Raw genomic sequence first — 18881 nt, 5'->3', positions numbered from 1 at the left:
GTTAACTCTGTTTTTTCTTTTGATAGCGGTGAAACCACTGTGCAAACCATAATGCCAAAAATGCCACAGTCAATGAAATCATAATCAGACGTTGCAATGCATGATTCATATCAGGCTGTTGCATCAAACTATACATCGCAAGGGGTAAAGTTCTGGTTTCACCTTCAACATTCCCCACAAAAGTAATTGTTGCGCCAAACTCTCCTAAACTACGACAGAAACATAAGATTGCACCAATTAAAATACCGCTACTCGCTAAAGGCAAGGTCACATGCATAAAAGTTGAAAATGCAGATGCACCCAAAGTTTTTGCAGCCATTTCTAGCTTTTGATCAACAAGTTCAATCGCCAGACGAATCGATTGGACCAATAATGGAAATCCCATCACTGCCGAAGCCAAGACTGCACCTTTCCAATTAAATGCAAAATCTAGGCCGAACTCCGTTAAATATTTCCCTAAGAAGCCTCGATTACCAAAAACTTGTAAAAGTAAAAAACCTGGCACAACTGGCGGTAACACCAAAGGTAAAAAAATCAATGTTTCAAATAATGATTTTCCGAAAAAATCTTTACGTGCCAAAATCCAGCCAACGATAATGGCTGGAATCAAGCTAAAAATCAGACAAAAACCAGCAACTTTACAAGAGAGTTTTAAAACTTCAATTTCTGCTGGTGACAGTACATCAAACATAACCGATTTCTAATTGAGAACGCTAAAACCATATTTCTTAAATATGGTTTTAGCTTCATTGCTTTGTAAATATTGATAAAACTTAACAGTTTCAGGGGTCGGTTTTACCATTCCCATTGGGTAAACAATCGGTGTATGCGTGTTTAACGGAAACTCAGCAATAACCTTAACGTCTGGACTAATTGCAGCATCAGTTAAATAAACAATCCCCACATTACATTCCCCACGTGCCACAAAATTCAGTGCAACGCGAACATCTTCTGCTTGAACTAAACGCGGCTGAATTTTTTCCCACCACTGCAATGAGGTCAAAGCTTGCTTTGCATACTTTCCAACAGGAACACTTTTCGTATCGCCTGTACAAAGCTTGCCTTTAAATGCAGTAGTTGGGTCAAATGACGGGGTCATTTTGAATTGTATGTTTTGATTTTTCGGGCTAATCAATACCAAACGATTACCAAGTAAATTCTTTCTATTTTTAGGATTAATCAATTTTTTATCTTGTAAATAATTCATCCACTGCTCATCGGCAGAGATAAATAAATTGGCTGGCGCCCCTGCTTCAATCTGTTTTGCCAGTGTCGATGAACCTGCATAAGATGTTTTAATTTTTATATTATTTTTCTTTTCATATTTTTGATCTAGTTCTGCTAGAACATTGGTTAAACTGGCTGCAGCATAAACTGTGATTGTATCTTCTGCATAAGCATGGCCCATGGCAAGCAAACTTAAACTAAATAAAAATTTTTTCATCGACATCTTCCTTTGAATAACAAAAAATTGATCGCTAAGCATTACTGACTATAAAGGACGAAACCGTCACCCCGACAAAAGCTTGCCAATGTGAGACCTGAAGCTTGTGCCATCTCTATTGCCAGACTGGTAGGCGCAGAAATTGTTGCTAGTAATGCGATATTTAATACAACACACTTTCTAATCAGTTCATAACTTGCTCGACTGGTCATCACCACAAATCCTTTTGACAAATCAAAGTTCTCTGCTGAGATATGGCCCAGTAATTTATCTAGCGCATTATGTCGTCCAACATCTTCAAAAATAGCATGAATGATCCCCTCCACAACCCAAGCAGCAGCATGAGCTCCGCCAGTCACAGCGGTAATCTTTTGCTGGTTTTTTAATTGTTTGATTGCGTTAGGAATTTCTCTTAACCATTCTGATTGAATTGTAGAACTAATTTTTGGTAATGAAAATTGAAGTTGTTGAAGACTTTCTATACCACATAAACCACATCCTGTTCTACCAATCAGCATTCTGCGATGTTGTTTTAATGCCATAAAAGCTTTTGATGAAATTTTCATCTCAACCTGTATACCAAAATTGTTGTGAATAATATCAAGCGAGTAAAGTTCTTTTAAACTTGCAATTATTCCTTCAGAAAGGCTAAATCCTTTTGCGAATTCAGCGATATCAGTTGGTGTAGCCATCATCACCGCATGAGATATACCGTTATAAACCAATGCAATCGGATATTCTTGAACAACCTGATCAAACTGAACATCTATTTTATCTTGATCAAATCGTGTAATTTGAACTGACGCATAACCTGAAAATTGTGGTTCCAACTTGAGCTTTCCTTACCATTCAGGATAGCAACCATAGGTTACTATCCAATTTAACGTTTCCTGCAATAAACCAGTAAATACTTAAGTTTCAACCTTTTTTTCTGCATTCTCAGGATCAACTTCAGTAAATAAATTGAAGTGCTCAGGTGCATCGCCAGCATGTAAAATAACAGGAACACTTTTTGAAGCTGGAATCTTGGCAAATTGATCATGACTTGAAAGCGCAACCAGTGGATTGGTTTCAGGATAATAGGCGGCCAGACTTCCTGATGGAATGTTATAGGGAACGATTCGGAAACTTTTCACGACTCTTTTCACCCCATCAGAGAATACACTTTCAATATCAACCCATTGATCAGCAACAAAACCAGCTTCATCAATATCTTGTTGATTTATAAATAATACACGGCGCTGGCCAAACACACCTCTATAGCGGTCATCTAGGCCGTATAAGGTCGTATTGTACTGATCATGCGAACGAATCGTCATTAAAGTGTAGACTTTACTCTTTGTATACTGGGCAGAAAATTGATTTTCTTGATCGTTATAGACTTGGGTTAATGGCGTAATGAGGAATTGTGCTTTACCCACGGGGGTATTCCAAACTTTAACATTGGCAGGATGAATAAGATGGAAACCACCTGGTTGATAGGCTCGCCCATTGAAATCTTTAAATTCCTCAAAAACCTCTTCAATAGAATCACGAATACGATCATAGTCCTCAACATACCAACGCCATTTAATTTTAGAGTCAGGTAACGTCGCTTCAGCCATTCGTGCAACAATATCAGGTTCAGAAAGCAAGTTCTTTGATGCAGGTTCATTGCGCCCAGCGGATAAATGAACATTACTCATTGAATCTTCAACTGAGATCGCCTGATTTCCTTTCAGTTGTTTATCAAATTCGGTACGACCTAGACATGGAAGAACCAAGGCGTCTTTACCACATACGAGATGGCTACGATTGAGTTTTGTTGCAATATTTACAACAAGTGAGCAGCGTTTTAGCGCTTCTTGAGTATATGGGGTGTCAGGTGTCGCAACTGCAAAATTCCCGCCTAAAGCAATAAAGACTTTAACATCGCCCTCATACATCGCTTTAATCGTTTCTACCACACCATAGCCATGTTTACGTGGCGATTTAATGTTGAACACACGATCAATATCATCCAACATTTTTTCACTTGGTAACTCGTTGATCCCCATGGTCCGATCACCCTGCACATTACTGTGCCCACGAACTGGACATAGGCCTGCTCCCGGACGACCAATCTGTCCTTTCGCCAAAAGTAAATTAGCCAACATATGAACATTCGCTGTACCGTGTCTATGTTGTGTTATGCCCATCCCCCAACAAAAAATTGAACGCTCAGACTCGCAAAACATTTTAGCAATTGATTCTAAGTTTTCCGAAGAGAGGCCTGAATACTGATAAATATCACGCCATTCTGTTCGGTCAACTTCTTTTAACATTTCATCAAAGCCAACAGTATTCTCAGCAATATACTTCCGATCAAATACCCCCTTTTTACCTGCGAGTATTGCCTGTTTATCCCATTCATGAAGATGCTTCATCATACCCAACAAAAGTGCATAATCTCCGCCAATTTTCGGCTGAAAATAAAAGCGACTAATGGGCGTACTGCCATTCGTCATCATCTCAATTGCTGCTTGAGGATCCTGAAAACGCTCTAACCCACGTTCTTTGATTGGATTAATCGCAATAATATTTCCACCTCTACGCGATACTTCACGTAAAGTTCCTAACATTCGAGGGTGGTTGGTACCAGGATTATGCCCAAAGCTAAATACGGTATCCGCTTGATCAAAATCATCTAAAGTAACGGTCCCCTTGCCAAGCCCAATTGAATCTTTCAAACCAATACTGGTGGTTTCATGACACATATTTGAACAATCAGGGAAGTTATTTGTTCCATAACTTCTGACAAATAACTGGTACAAGAAAGCCGCTTCATTGCTTGCCCGACCAGACGTATAAAATGCTGCCTGATCTGGATGATCCAAAGCTTGAAGATGTTGAGCGATAAGCTTAAATGCATCATCCCAAGAAATTGGGACATACTTATCTGTAGCCACGTCATAACGTATTGGATCTGTGAGTCGCCCCAAATCTTCGAGGTAAAAATCGTTTTGCTCAGCTAACCAACTCACCGTGTGATGCGCAAAAAATTCGGGAGTAACTCGTTTACTGGTTGCTTCGAATGCAACAGCTTTTGCACCATTTTCACAAAAGTTAAATGCGTGCGTATCTTTTTTTTCAGGCCATGCACAACCAGGACAGTCAAAACCTGTCGGCTGATTAATATTCATTAATGTAATTGAGCCTTTGGCAAAGACTTCTTGCCTTTTTAAATTTCTGGCAACACTCAACAAAGCGCCCCAACCACCAGCTGGGTGCGTATAGGGTTCGATACGCGCGAAATTGGTATTCTCCTGAATATGGCGTTCTTGGCCTTCTGTTTCAGCTTTATTTTTTTCTAAATCGTTCATTTGAGTGCCCTCTTTAATGGCTTATCTGATTAAAAAATCAGCTCAAGAAAAAATTCATTTACTTTACATGGTAACTTTTCATAATAATCATTCATCATTCTTATAACTTAAGCAGCTTAATTTACAACGACTTAATGAGAATGTGAATTCAAATGAAGATGTTTATGCGAAACATCGTCATCTTTTCGGATACAACAGCCAGCGACATATTCACTGGAACCATCTGAGTAAAACTCTTCCTTCCAGACTGGAACTTCATGTTTTACACGTTCTACAGCCTCTTCACACGCCATAAAAGCTTCTCTTCGATGCGGCGCATAAGCCACTGCGATGATTGCTTTGCCTCCGATTTCTAGAGCGCCAATTCTATGAATAACCTGAATATATGATACTGCATATTTGTTTTGTATTTCTTGCTCAATTACACGAATCATTTTTTCAGCAATGGGCGTATAAGCAGTATATTTTAATGCCTTAACACTGCGACCTTCATGGTGATTTCGAACCGTTCCAATAAAAATTCCAATTCCACCACACTCAGGAAAATCGTCGATGGTTTTAAAATCATCTAAACTCAGATCCGTTTCCTTAATCCGAGATCCATTTGTCATGTTAGCCTCCTGCTACAGGGGATAATAAAACCAATGTACAATGGTTTGTTAATCGATGTCGACGGGGAATAATTTCTTCACCAATCGCACATGCACACTTCTCTAAAAGACTAGCGCAATCAGGATATTGATCAGAAATTTGCTGCAAAATTTCTAAGACCATACTACTTTCAACACAAGAAAAAATTAAATCTTTAGGTAACAGCCTTTCAATTGCACCATAAGTTTCTATCTTAATTTGAATCTCTGCCATTTAACACCTTTGCTTAAGCATAAGTCCCACAGTGAATATTCAGGGCGAACTAACTTGAATTTGAACGACTGAATATATGTAATTCTTCACGGTATAGTCTTAACTCCTGTTCTGAATTAATGCTATGGAAACTTATAGGGTTTTCATATTTAACGACTTGTGGCTTTAAATCATCAAAGCACTTTCGAATACTTAATTGCTCGTTAGCCAAATGCTTTTCAAGCGTAGCTAAGCTGTCTCTTTTCAACAAGCAAAAGGGGTAAAGGCTTTGTTCGTTTATAGAGATAAATACAGCTTGAGAATTTTCTGCCTCCAATAAAGCTTGATGCATTTTTGATAAGACATCTTTAGGGATAAAAGTAATATCGCAGGGAATGAACAGAATATAATCTGTAGTTACATGTGCCCATGCACTTTTCATTCCCATTAATGGCCCTAAAAATCCCGCCTGATCATCTGAAAAACAGGCTATTTCAGCGATGATCTCCTGATAAACAATACAGTCCTGATGACTATTTACCCAAATTTTCGCAACCTCATCACAAAATTGATGATAGATTTTAAGCAATTGCATTTCATGATCAAACTGCTGCAAAAGTTTGTTTTTACCTTGCATCCGTCTAGCTTGACCACCAGCTAAAATGACTAAGTCAGTATTTGGATATTGAGACATTTTATTGTTACCCAAGCGTATCAGACTCAAAATACTAAAGACGAATGAACTCAATGAATTTGGGGTAATTTTCAGTATTGTTAAACACTGGAATTCGACCAATGACATTCGCTTCACTTAAATTACTTAGCATATGCGATTGCTGTTTTTTGAGTTTTGAAACACTAAGTTGCCCTTGCTCATCAACATTCAGTTTCATACGCAACAGTTGTTCTCGACTATCACCCTTTACAGCTTCGCTTAAGCTTGCCTTCTCCCATTCTGGTTTTGCTTCTTTTAAACCTTGCATTGCTTTAAGCAAAGTGAACACATGGATTTCTAAACAAACAAATACTGCTGCTGGATTACCCGGCAACCCTAATAAATAGGAAGACTGGTTTGGTTTTTTATATTCAGCAAAATAAATCGGTTTGCCTGGTTTTTGAGCAACTTGCCAAAAAATTTCATTTGCCCCTAATGCAAGAGAAACAGGACGAATCAAATCATAATCTCCAACTGAAACCCCACCAGTCGTGATAACTAAATCGTAATGATCTAAGGCATTTGCTAAAGCCTTTTTCAAGACAGTTTCATCATCTATCACATGTTCTAAATGGATCGAGTAAAAACCTCTTTCCTTCAACCATGTCAAAACCATTGGCGAATTCGCATCAAAAACCTGAGCGCTATTATCAAGACTTTTGCTGACTTCATCCCCTGTAATCAGTACAGCAATACGAGGACGGTTAAAAACACTGACCTCTTTTACCCCGGCCATACTTAGTGATGCAACTAAGCCACTTTTTAGATATTGGCCCTGCTTTGCCAATATTGTACCAATGGATAATTCTTCGCCTTGATAACGAATATCTGTCCCTTTGTTAAGCGCTTGATTTAAGCTGATTCGGCTATCTAGTTTAGATACTATTTCTTGTCTGGCAACTGTATCAGCCGAATCTGGCAATTTACCGCCTGTAAAAATTCGAACACATTGTCCAGACTCGATCTGGATATATTCTTCAATACCTGCGCGTATTTCTCCAACCAATTCAAACACGGTAATACCCGCGAGAACATCTTCACTTTTTAAGGCATAGCCATCTACTGCACTCTGAGTAAATAGAGGTAATGCAATCTCAGACAGAACATCTTGTGCCAGATAATGTTGATGTGCTTCTACCAGTGGCAGAGTCTGAACCGCTCGCGGTTCAACCGTAGAATAAGCTGCCAATGCTTGATCTAAACTTATTAATCCTTGACCAGAACAACTCATTCATAACCTCCTGGGTGTGGTAAGTCTCGACATACATCAAAGATATGCACCAAGGCAGGTAAAATCGCGGCCATTGATTCAGAAGCGCCACCACGACTTCCTGGTAACGTAATGACCAATGAACGGTCAATAAAACCAGCAACACCACGTGACATTGCAGCATAAGGTGTCCGTCTTTGACCAAAAGCACGTGCTGCTTCCATCAGGCCATTCAGCTCTCGTTCCAATAATGGTTCTATCGTATCGACAGTAATATCGCGTTTACCTATGCCTGTCCCACCCACCGTAATGATGCATCCATAAGATTGCACCAATTCTGAAATCAACTGTTTTAGCTGCAAAGGCTCATCTGCGATGATTTGATAGTGAATTGGATCAAATCCAGCCTCAGTTAAGGTTTCGACCACAGAACGTCCCGCAGTATCAGGTTTTTTGCCAGAAGCGACACTATCTGATAAAACAATGACTGCAGCTGATACAGCTTGTCGAAGATGACGTTTATAGTGCGATTTCCCGCCCTTTTTCAATTCAAGTTTGCAATGACCAATCATCAGTTCATCTGGTTCACAATGCGGTTTCAACATGTCATAAATCGTAAGCGCAGCCAGACTTGCGGCAGTTAAAGCCTCCATTTCAACACCAGTTGGCGCAATCGTTTCTACGGTTGCCGTAATCTTGACGCGATCTGCTAGTATTTCAAAATCGACATCAGCTCGATAAATAGGTAAAGGATGACAAAGCGGAATAAGCTCATCGGTACGTTTGGCTGCAAGAATCCCTGCGATTCGTGCTGTTTTTAGTGCATCGCCTTTTTCAGTATTACCCTCTGCTAATAATTGTAAACAATGCGGAGGCGCGAATAACTCTGAACTTGCAGTAGCAATACGATAACTCTCAGGCTTCATGCCTACATTTTTCATAAAAAACCCTATCAATTTAAATAATATACAGCTTCACAATAAACGATTCATTTCAAATAAAAAAAAGCATATACAATTCTATCTCTATGTATAAAATCAACCGCCAATAGAATGCATACTAATCTTACGAATGGGTGCAGCTTGGTAAGCAATATAGCCTGCCTTTTTTTGCCAAACCGTATCCAAAATTGTTGCTATCAATTGTTTTCCCTGAGCTTTATCCAATAAATGTCGAACAGAAATACCTGTATTGGCAAACAAACATGTAAATAACTCACCCGTCGCGGTTAAACGCAAACGATCACAACTTTGACAAAAAGGCTTGCTGATGGTGGAAATAATACCCAGTTTAAAACGTTGATTGAGTGTATATATTGTGGCTGGGTCATTATTTCGCTCTAATTTATCTATGCGAAAATATGGCGAAAGTATATTGATAATGTCATCCTCAACCACGACTTTCTCACGCTTCCAATGCTCAGGTTGATCCAATGGCATGTATTCAATAAATCGTAGTTCAAAGTCATTTTGATAAGCCCACTCAGTTAATGGCAATATTTCCTGATGATTCTGTCCATACAGCAAAACACAGTTGAGTTTAATTGGGATATTTGCAGCTTTTGCCGCCTCAATTCCTTTTAATACGGGTGTTAAGGGTTTTTGAGTCATTTTTAAAAAAGTGTCTGGATCAATACTGTCTAAACTTATATTTAGATCATCAAGCCCAGCTTGTTTTAGCTCAACTGCGTATTTTTCTAAATAATAAGCATTCGTTGTCATTGAGACACGTTGTAAACCTGATGGTCTTAACGTATTGAGCGTATAAATAAAATTAACGAGCCCTTTTCGCATCAACGGCTCGCCACCCGTTAAGCGAATTTGAGTGATGCCAAGCTTAATCATCACTTCGCAAAATCTATAAAGTTCTTCAAAACTTAAAATATCCTGTTTAGCTAACCAGGTCGGATGATCAGGCATACAATAACTGCATTTAAAATTACATCGATCAGTCAACGAAATTCTTAGTTTTCTTTTGTGTCTTTGAAACTGATCAACTAATTTCGATTCAGGTAAATGTGCTGATAAAATAGATTCAAACTGGCTTTTTGTTTCAGAGCTTATGCTTACAGAGCTTTGTTTTGATACCTTCATCATTTTATTTCTCAGCACTTAAAAACAGTTTTGCTTCATTAAAGTTGCGTGGCAAAAATAGATAAACCAGTAATAACACCTAATCTAGGTACCCTACACCTTGCTCATTCAAAGCCTAATCAACCTTTTTTATTGAACTTTGTTGTAAAACCAGTCCGTATGGCCTTGTTCAGCAATATCATTCACAGATCAACAAACCCGTATCTAAAACCTATCATACAAGCCATTCATCTTCTACTGCCAAGCCTTGATAAATCGATGAAATCTCTCAATAGCTTTGTTCCAAAACGTGATCGTATACACAAGCCAAAGGCAAACATGAAAGAAATACACCATCCAGGATATCTTAGAGCACAAGATATCTTTTACATTGGCAATCTCAAAGGTGTTGGTCGAATCTTTCAACAAACTTTCATCGACACCTACAGCAAAGTCGTTCGCAAGCTCTATACAACGAAAATACCGATTACAGCAGCAGATCTTTTTAAATGATCCTGTATACCATTTTATCAGTCACATGATCTACCAATGCTGCGTATCCTGACAGATAGGGTATTGGATATTGTGGTAAGGTTGAACAACATAATTATGAGTTATGTTTAGCCATCAATGATATTGATCACACAAAAACAAAACCAGCATTCCCACAAACGAATGGGATATGCGAACGTTTCCATAAAGACGATCTTGCAAGAGTTTTATCAAATTACATTTAGGAAGAAGCTATATAGTACATTAGCGGAATTACAAGCTGCTCTAGACGTTTGGCAAAATTCTATAATACTTAACGAACTTATCAGGAGAAAAATGTGCAGTGGTCACACACCACTAGAAACATTACTTGAAGGGAAGCGAATTTGGGCTGAAAAGAATCTAGCTCAAATTTAACCTAACAGACACACTAAAAAAGGGTAACTGTCAGATCAGGCTTGAGCTAGTACATGTAAATTTAACAGAAGTAATTTCTGGGCCATTTCTAATAAAACTTAGTGAATTTAACAAAACAAATATAATTCTTTAACTTTACCAAATTCAAATAGCATCTTTATTAAAATCTTTTCTCCATTGTATTGGACTCATACCAAACCAAGTTTTAAATGCTCGGTTGAAAGAACTTTGTTCATTATAAGCGAGCAAAGCTGATATTTCATTAATGTTCAATGACCTGTCCTCAAGGTATTGTAATGCCAGTCCTTTTCTAACTTGGTTAAGACGTTGCTTAAATGTATAACCTTGTTTTTGTAATTTGTATTGAAAAATTCTCGTAGGAAGACCTACTTTTTTGGAAACATATTCAATATTGATATTACCTTGATGAATAGCTTTGATAATATTTTGTTGCACCAACTCATCAAATGAATTCACCTCTGGTAGCTCCGTCAACAAAATGTCTGCTTGCCTATTTAAAATATTTTTTAAAACAGGATCAGCCTTATTTATTGGCAACTCTAAATTACTTTTCGCAAAAAACATCCTTGTTCTATTTTTTGAAAACTCAATATTACAATCAAAATATTTTTCATAAGTACGTGGATTTTTGGGTCGATCGAATACAAACTCCACTTTGTTCAACTTCACAACATTGGGCGCTACAATGATGTTTACAATATTAAAAAATATAGCAATCATTGTCTCATCCGCTAACTTACCCGCTTTAAAGTTTGCATCAAACTCCCATGAAACAACAAGGCTTTCATCTTCAATAGAAACTTCCATTTGCATAAAGTCATAACAGAGCCTTTGATATTTAATAAAAAAAGGCAGTGCATCATATAAGCTTTCACATGATAAGCCGATGTATCCTAAAATACCTAAATGTGAAGGTTTTACATATCTAGCAATTTCTAATCCTAGAGATGGTCTATTATATTTTTCTTCAATTGCTTTCAACATTGCTAACCATTCAGTAAATGGAATTCGTTTGTATTCATGCAAATTGTTTGAAATTTTAGCGACATTTAAATTTTTTTTTAAAACAAAAAGCTCTAACAAATCAATTAAACCGCTCGTCACAGACTTCAAACTATAAATACGCTTCATCTTTAATTTCCCCTGTACATCTAAAAAAGATTAATCGCTAAGCATCAGATTTTATTAGAACATATAGAACTATACCAAGGTTCTATATCATTAGCTAAATGGGTTCAGATTTTTCTGAAAGTGAATTGCATTACCATCATCATCAAGAAAATTAAAGCTAAGTTTATATAAATTATCACTTTTATTAAGTTCACCAGCTATTTCATAACGTTTAGTTGAATACGGGTAGCACATCATGTCCATTTCTGATTGTATATATATTTTTTGAGAAGAACTTTCAATTTTTAAGTTGATCAATGAAGCATGATAAGGCGTGGGATTTTCACACTCGATATAATTTTTTTTATCTTGTTCAACGATTTTGAAATGTATTTTTTCTACAATCATTTCAGGCAACATTTTTGCGATCTGTTTAGGACGATAAAATAATTTAAGCTGAGTATTCATTGCTAAATTCATATACGCAGCTTGATCGCTATGGCGCTTAATCATTGGTATTTCATATAGATTTAACCAAAAAACAGTTTCTCTATCGTTTGGTAGAGCCTTGCCATTATATAAAATTCTAAGCCCGTGAATGTCATTTGATGCGAGTTTTACAAAAGGTGGTAATATTAGAAACGGCATATTATTAATATCAGGATCCCCTTCTCCTTGATCAACCCATGTTTGTAGAATAATAGGATAGTCATTAGTATTTGCTAACATTAGACTTTGTTCATGCTCACCGTCCTTAAAAACTACCCGTGTTTTAGCAGCCAATACCCCAGCTTGACATAGAAATGAATAAAACAAACAAATACATAATAGTGTAAATTTTGTTATTTTCATTACTGTACCTTAACTAATACATATGCTGTGGAATTAACTTTCCCAGCTTTAATTGGTTCAGTTCCAGGTAGTTTTTTTAAGATTGCGGTAAAATTATGTAGATAATGCGTATAGCCTGACTCTGTTGATGCCCCTGTTTGCGCTCCACTTAGTACAGGATACCAACCAGCTGCAGTACCCCCACCTGCTAAACCTGGCTGACCAACAAAATTCATATCTGTCCCAGTATTTGTGTTTTTTAAGAAAATTCCTACACCTTTTGCTGACTGTGCATCAGTATAATTATCTGAGAGTAAAGCAGTCACACCATTTTGGGCATTTACTAAACCTAATTGTTGTGCTGCTGCAAATGCACCATTTGAAGTCTGTATACCAATAGCAGTCTGATTACTTGCTGTACCTGAAGTAACTTGATTGGAACATTCAATAGATACATTAAAGTTCTCTTGTACAGATTGATTTGCACCAAGCGCTAGAGTATTAATCGTATTGAAAAAAACAATAGGAGTCGCATTTCGAGCAACACAAGTTGGCTGATTCGCAAGTGAGTTTCCAGAGCGCATTCCATAGCCTATCCCATTATTTACCCCCCAAAATCTATAATTTGTATTCGAATCTTCTCCAACATTATCACTGGTTAAACCCGGTCCTTTTAATTGAATATATGCATTAGGCTGTATACAGGTATATGAACCCACCGTGATTTGATTGTCTATACCAGTTCCACAATAAGCGCTACCTGAACCAGATTGAGGTGCTAAACGGCTAACTCTATAGAGTTCTGCATAAAGCGATGGGATATCTTGTAGTCTAATTCGTATTTTACTTCCGACAGTTTGGTAATTTTTGACTGGCAAGGATTTCCAATAGCGAGTTAAAACCACCCCATCCATTGTTTGTTTAAGACCAACATACTTATAGTAAGTTGCATATACATTGGGAAGCCCATCATACAGTCCACCCAAATCCCAATAGCCCCCTACTCGATCATCACCATTTGTAGCTACCAAGAATTGGATATTCGGTAAATCTGTAAGGTCACACTCCCAAAATACTGTCGAGGCATTCGCTCCACCATAGGTATAACTTGTTGGAGGGACAACAGCACTCCCCATTAAACTCCCAACAGGTTGTAAATATAAACTTGTTAAGTTTACTTTTCCAAACACAATAGGTGCAGTAGTACCATCAGTTGCTAGAAAGTTTCCCACTTTTGTACAGTTAGCATGGGCAAAGATAGATAAAAAGAATCCCAATAAAATTAATATTTTGAATTGTATGCGGATCATTTCAACTCTCCAGATTTACACGTTTCTTCCAGACGAATAATCGTTTGTTTAAGAAGTTCATCATTCAACTGATAATGAACATCACATTTCTGATCTGATTCTTCGCCCCATTTGACAGTTAGAACCCCTTGCTTTGCTGGAGTACGAACATACATTTGACCACTTTGCCCCACCATTCCAATCACATTATTTTGCGAATCAATTACATCAGCACCTAAAGGAACAAATTCATCAGCATCCAATTTTGCTTGGATGAGTAATGGATAACCCATTCTGGTTTTAAACTTTACTTTTACCGCTGCACCAGCATAGGGAACAATACGTTGATCATTTGTTTCAATCTCAACACGATCAGAAATGCCTTTTGGTTCTAATGAAATATTGTTATAGCGATAAGGTGTAATTGCAGGAATAAGTGCATAGCCTTGATGATTAATTCGTGTACCTTGACCATTGAAGAGTCGTGCACCTTCAGCGCCTTTGGCTTCAACTAAAGCAAAAGTTTCACCAAGGTATGGACCAAATGTGATCCCTCCAGAATGCACCGCTAATGCGCCTTGCAGATTAGTTGAAACTTGCCAGTAGTTATCACTCATTGAAGCATTTAGACCTAAATTACTATTGTCTAGACGTTTATTGAGATTTGTATTCCAAGTCGTCACTTGCATATTTCGATCATGGCTGAGACCTACTGCATAATTCAGTGATTGATCCTGAGTTAAAGAACCAGATAATGTACTTTGATAAAACTCTTTAGCGTTTTCAGCATGTGAGTAAGCTAAATCTAAATTCGGTAAATTTGCTTTTTTGTATCGTCCTAAAGGAAAGCTCAAGGAAAGATTCACTGAGGTATCTTGACGATTATCAAGTAGTTTTGAATCTATTTCATCAAATCTATTGTTGATGATATTGTCATAAGCATAACGTTGTCGCATTACAGCCAGATTGAGCGTCAAACCATTTTGAAATGCTTTGCCGTATCCAATTTGTGCCTGTACATCATTATCACGACCATCACGGTAGTTTTGTGCTGATCCTGATAAAAATAATATCCCATAATCACCAAGGCTTTGGTTCAGCGTAATTTCAAAACGGGAGCGTTGTTGGTAAGTCGATGACTCCCAACGATAACCATGTTTATAAGAATTCCTCAGCCCAATAACATCGCCTAGATCTCTATATCCTTCAGTTGAATAACGATAGCCTGCTAAAGATACTGTCGTGTTGGTAGGCTGAAAAGTCTTACTATAGGTCAGGTTAGTCATCCAACCTGTTATTATATTTTCATCAGGTAAATTTGCTCTAGAGTAAGTTAAGTTAGCACCAAAAGCACCGATATGTGATGCATATGTTCCGCCTAAGAGGCCAGCTTGATAACCATCTGCTAAACGTAATCCTGAATTTAAAGTGACGCTATTACTTATTCCTCGTTGGTAAGTAAGATTAGAGAAAAAAGTGTCCTCTCCAATATCACGAGTTTTCCCTACATCTAAGTTATAACGTGAAGCACCTAAACGTAGAGACTCAGGTACAGCTGAAAATGGAACACTAAACTGAGAAATCGTTCCATCAGCTTCTCTAACTTTAACGATTAAATCACCATTAAAATTTGTAGGATATAAATCAGAAATTTTAAACGCGCCTGGCGCTACTGTTGTCTGATAAATCTCCTTTCCATTTTGCAATATAGAAACATTTGCATTGGTTTTAGCTATACCTTGAATCGTTGGTGCATAGCCTCGTAATGAATCAGGTAACATCCTTTCATCGGAACTAAGGCTCAATCCATTAAAACTTAACCCTGAGAAAAACTTTCCAGAACTATAGGTCTGCCCTAAAGTCAATACACCTTGAATAGGTTCTATAGGGCGAGAAATATAACTACGAATATTGGTCCATTTTATCCCTATTTCTGGACTATAATTAATATTAGACTGTTGACGATATTGCCATTTTCCAATGTTTACACCACCATTTAATGATACATATGCAGCAGATTGAGTCTGCGAATGGTCGTGTAATTGATATGAAGTATGATAATAATTACCCAGATAATTGATAAAGCCAATACTTTCACCCGCATCCCATTGGGATGAATTAACATAACCCCGTGGAATATTATGCATATCATTTTGAGGGATACTAATATCAAGTCGAAGCTTTTCAAAATTAAAATCTATTGAGCTGGATTGAATATAATTTGATAAGAGAACACATTGATCTTGCTGTTTTTTAATATTTATCAAAATTTGCTCTGAAATTCCTAATTTTTCTATAGCAACTAAATCAAAACATGGAGAAATATTTTTTTGTTGGTCTTCTACAAACTTTAAATCCATACGTTCAATAATTTGCTTGTTAACAAAAACATCCACTTTGTAAAAGCCTGACAATATATCTTCTTTTTCACTTAAACGTTCTAATAGCTTAATTTGATGATCAGATTGCCCACGGAATAATGCTTGATCAAATATATATTCACCATCGTTATTAACATGATCATTTGCATCGGCAGAATTATAACCACCAATCAAGTAACCTACTAAAAATATAGACAATAAGCTTCTACGGCCAAAATATTCAGCAAACATAATATTATACTCGCTTATTATTTATTCAGAGGAATCTCGTGGACGACTAAAGCACCATAATCATTAACAAGGGTAAGTTTAATTTTTGAATCTTTTAAACTATGCGTATTATTATTTATTACCCAATTAACTTTAGCTTTTGGAGCAATTAAGTCATTTTTTTTCACCACGATTTCGCTATTTCCAGCAACTAAACTTAATTCTTTAATATTCACATAATATTCAGATGAATTTTGAATGTTTAATTGCTTTTTTGTTCCATCATTTTCCAAGGCAAATTGAACTTTTTTATAAGCATCTGCTGTAGAACCTTTCAAATTTTTAGGACGGTAAAAAACCTTGACACGATTCTTAAATACAATCATTAAACGGCTACTATCGCTGTCTTGTTTTTTTAGTGCAGGAAACTCAGAAAAATTCAAATAAAACAGTGACTCAACATCCTTTGAGACGTTTTCCTCACCCGTAAATATTAAGCGTACAGTTTGTCCAGTATTTGGATTTATCCGAAAAATCTGTGGACTAACAACAAAGGGAGCTTTGCTTTTTTCAAGAGTAGAATCTTCATCCCCTTCATCTAGCCAAATTTGTACAAGGTTTGGATATTGATCTTTATTTTGTAAGTAAATCGTTTTTTCATTTTGGCCATCAGGAAAAATTACACGTGTTCCTGTAAGAACTACACCTGAGAAGGCAGCGGACATTATGGTTAAGCCACCAATCAAAATATGACTTTTTATAATATTGACGATCCACCTACTCATTTTTACCACTCCAACCAAAAAATTGATTGATCTGCTACTTAAGTAGCAGATCAGATAAAACCTTATTGATAGCTTAAGGTGTATTCAACAACTGAGGTCACAGCACCTTGTGTTGCACCACCAGCTTCAGAAATATAACGCGCACCAAAATCATGGCTGGCACTTGTTGCACCATTGAGTAATTTCAGACCTTCAACAGCTGTTGGCCCATTTAGAACAACTGAAGTTGTTCCAGCAGCCTCTTTAGTCAACTGAATCGCAACATTAGTAGCAGGATTAACTGTTGCTACATTGCCTAAATTGCCACTCGTAGTTACTGAGTGACCTAAAAATTTTGTTTTAATATCAAGATCTGAGCTAGGTGCAGTACATCCAGTGACATTAATCGTAAAAGGTGTCAAACCTGCTGTGGCACCAGAAGAAGTTAGCGTATTTGCTGATACCGTAGGTAGTAAAACCACGCCATTGGTTCCACCATTGATTGAAGCTTGGCAAGTTTGATCTGTAACTTCCCCTTGAAATGTTACTGTAGGCGCAGCATTTGCAACGCCTGTAACCATAATGCTCATAGTTGCTATTGCTAGAAAACGATTTACTAATTTCATAAATACACCTTTAAATGATAAATAAAACCAAATGAAACTATGAGGATAATAATCTTTAAGCGATAAACAATTCTTTACATTTCACACAAATTACTTATACATTTAAAACAAATTTTCTTAAAAATTTAAATATAAATTTATTATTTTAAAAAATTATACATTGAATTCAATTGGATAAATTTACTCAAAATTCACAAGAAAAAGAGTGATAAGTTTAACAAAAATAATAAAATACCCAATACAAGACAAATTATTGAATTTTAATAATGACTTAAAGAAATAAAATGAAATCAATCATATTTATCAAGTTTATTTATCAAATAACTTGAAAAAAAAATATTTTTCACACTAAAATAAAAACAATCAAACGCTAAAAAGGAAATAACCTGAATGAATTTTTATAAATGTATTGCTACCGCCTCAATAATCTTCGTATCAATTAACACTTCAAATGCTCAAAATTTTCAATCATGCGAATCAAAACAACAAGAAATCGAAAGTAAATTAAAAATTGCGATACAACATAATAATACATACGAAATAAATGGTCTTAAAAAAGCACTAAAAGAAAATCAGATACATTGCAATAATGTGACATTAAAGCAAAAAACAGACACTAAAATTAAAGAAAAAGAAATTAAAATACAAAAACTTAAATCAGAAATACAACTAGAGCAAAAATCTGGAAATTTAAATAAGATTAAAAAGAAAGAACGTAAAATTGAAGCCTTAGAAAATGAAATAAAAACATTAAAATCTCAATAATTAAAAAGGTAAATTCAGTTCATTGAACTGAATTTCCAACATACCTTAAATATTTTCCTTATCTAAACTCATTTTTAAAGTAAAATATAAATATTCATAATCTTTACTTTTCGCCTCTTTTAATACTTTTTTAATTTTTTCATCGTTCCAACCTTCATATTTAACTCTTGTTAAAAAGATAGAAATGAGAATAAATGCATGATCACCTTTCCTTAGATAAGTTCGATTATATTTTCGTTTAACCTTTGTGCTTGATTTTGACAAAACAATAATTACTTAAAAAAACTGGACGTTAAAGTTTAAAATTATTGATTATTATTTTCTTTACATCTTAAACATTTTGTTTATCA

General features: G+C 36.3%; 17 protein-coding genes and 1 pseudogene. 2 read left to right on the top strand and 16 right to left on the bottom strand.

Annotated elements, in window-relative coordinates:
* Window position 1 precedes the first annotated feature (1 nt).
* From modB to moaA, 10 genes are all read right to left on the bottom strand, one after another.
* On the bottom strand, window positions 2–691 hold the full coding sequence (gene modB, locus GJV03_RS12890) for a molybdate ABC transporter permease subunit (RefSeq protein WP_004820372.1): 690 nt from the start codon (window positions 689–691) through the stop codon (window positions 2–4).
* 9 nt (window positions 692–700) lie between these two features.
* Window positions 701–1444 (bottom strand): molybdate ABC transporter substrate-binding protein, encoded by a 744-nt coding sequence (gene modA, locus GJV03_RS12885; RefSeq protein WP_004721655.1) that lies wholly within the window; start codon window positions 1442–1444, stop codon window positions 701–703.
* A gap of 41 nt (window positions 1445–1485) precedes the next feature.
* Window positions 1486–2274 (bottom strand): formate dehydrogenase accessory sulfurtransferase FdhD, encoded by a 789-nt coding sequence (fdhD, locus tag GJV03_RS12880; protein WP_154130231.1) that lies wholly within the window; start codon window positions 2272–2274, stop codon window positions 1486–1488.
* A gap of 81 nt (window positions 2275–2355) precedes the next feature.
* A complete protein-coding gene (locus tag GJV03_RS12875; RefSeq protein ID WP_154130230.1) occupies window positions 2356–4785 on the bottom strand; it encodes an FdhF/YdeP family oxidoreductase in 2430 nt (809 codons plus the stop codon).
* A gap of 131 nt (window positions 4786–4916) precedes the next feature.
* Window positions 4917–5396, bottom strand: coding sequence for a molybdenum cofactor biosynthesis protein MoaE (locus GJV03_RS12870; protein WP_004820364.1), 480 nt, complete (start codon window positions 5394–5396; stop codon window positions 4917–4919).
* 1 nt (window position 5397) lies between these two features.
* Window positions 5398–5649, bottom strand: coding sequence for a MoaD/ThiS family protein (locus tag GJV03_RS12865; protein ID WP_154130229.1), 252 nt, complete (start codon window positions 5647–5649; stop codon window positions 5398–5400).
* A gap of 49 nt (window positions 5650–5698) precedes the next feature.
* Window positions 5699–6322, bottom strand: coding sequence for an NTP transferase domain-containing protein (locus GJV03_RS12860; RefSeq protein ID WP_154130245.1), 624 nt, complete (start codon window positions 6320–6322; stop codon window positions 5699–5701).
* A 34-nt stretch (window positions 6323–6356) separates the two neighbouring features.
* A complete protein-coding gene (locus GJV03_RS12855) occupies window positions 6357–7574 on the bottom strand; it encodes a molybdopterin molybdotransferase MoeA (RefSeq protein WP_154130228.1) in 1218 nt (405 codons plus the stop codon).
* Complete coding sequence (moaCB, locus tag GJV03_RS12850; RefSeq protein ID WP_034614123.1) at window positions 7571–8494, bottom strand: bifunctional molybdenum cofactor biosynthesis protein MoaC/MoaB; 924 nt, start codon at window positions 8492–8494, stop codon at window positions 7571–7573. The genes GJV03_RS12855 and moaCB overlap by 4 nt, the downstream gene beginning before the upstream one ends.
* 96 nt (window positions 8495–8590) lie before the next feature.
* Complete coding sequence (moaA, locus tag GJV03_RS12845; RefSeq protein ID WP_154130227.1) at window positions 8591–9649, bottom strand: GTP 3',8-cyclase MoaA; 1059 nt, start codon at window positions 9647–9649, stop codon at window positions 8591–8593.
* A gap of 330 nt (window positions 9650–9979) precedes the next feature.
* Between moaA and GJV03_RS12840 the strand changes: the two are divergent.
* Window positions 9980–10534: pseudogene (locus GJV03_RS12840) on the top strand (integrase core domain-containing protein); the annotation flags it as partial.
* A 144-nt stretch (window positions 10535–10678) separates the two neighbouring features.
* On the opposite strand, the gene GJV03_RS12835 reads toward GJV03_RS12840, so the two are convergent.
* The 6 genes from GJV03_RS12835 to GJV03_RS12810 all read right to left on the bottom strand — a co-directional run bounded on the left by GJV03_RS12835 (window position 10679) and on the right by GJV03_RS12810 (window position 17766).
* A complete protein-coding gene (locus GJV03_RS12835) occupies window positions 10679–11686 on the bottom strand; it encodes an AraC family transcriptional regulator (RefSeq protein WP_056515336.1) in 1008 nt (335 codons plus the stop codon).
* 90 nt (window positions 11687–11776) lie between these two features.
* Window positions 11777–12517: a molecular chaperone gene (locus GJV03_RS12830; RefSeq protein ID WP_004721676.1), complete on the bottom strand. Its 741-nt coding sequence runs from the start codon at window positions 12515–12517 to the stop codon at window positions 11777–11779.
* Window positions 12517–13806, bottom strand: a complete 1290-nt coding sequence (locus tag GJV03_RS12825) for a fimbrial protein (protein ID WP_004721678.1) — start codon at window positions 13804–13806, stop codon at window positions 12517–12519. The genes GJV03_RS12830 and GJV03_RS12825 overlap by 1 nt, the downstream gene beginning before the upstream one ends.
* Complete coding sequence (locus GJV03_RS12820) at window positions 13803–16397, bottom strand: fimbria/pilus outer membrane usher protein (RefSeq protein ID WP_154130226.1); 2595 nt, start codon at window positions 16395–16397, stop codon at window positions 13803–13805. Before GJV03_RS12820 ends, GJV03_RS12825 begins: the two co-directional genes overlap by 4 nt.
* Window positions 16398–16414: 17 nt before the next feature.
* Window positions 16415–17161, bottom strand: a complete 747-nt coding sequence (locus GJV03_RS12815) for a molecular chaperone (protein ID WP_056515329.1) — start codon at window positions 17159–17161, stop codon at window positions 16415–16417.
* Window positions 17162–17223: 62 nt separating this feature from the next.
* Window positions 17224–17766 carry a fimbrial protein gene (locus tag GJV03_RS12810; protein ID WP_056515326.1) on the bottom strand — a complete coding sequence of 181 codons (543 nt, stop codon included), beginning with the start codon at window positions 17764–17766 and terminating at the stop codon, window positions 17224–17226.
* 390 nt (window positions 17767–18156) lie between these two features.
* On the opposite strand from GJV03_RS12810, the gene GJV03_RS12805 reads away from it, so the two are divergent.
* Window positions 18157–18531 carry a DUF1090 family protein gene (locus tag GJV03_RS12805; RefSeq protein WP_004721683.1) on the top strand — a complete coding sequence of 125 codons (375 nt, stop codon included), beginning with the start codon at window positions 18157–18159 and terminating at the stop codon, window positions 18529–18531.
* The last annotated feature ends 350 nt before the right edge of the window (window positions 18532–18881 follow it).

It is taken from the genome of Acinetobacter sp. RIT698 (genome assembly GCF_009668065.1).
GTDB lineage: Bacteria > Pseudomonadota > Gammaproteobacteria > Pseudomonadales > Moraxellaceae > Acinetobacter > Acinetobacter guillouiae.
This window is presented reverse-complemented; position numbering and strand designations above follow the sequence as displayed.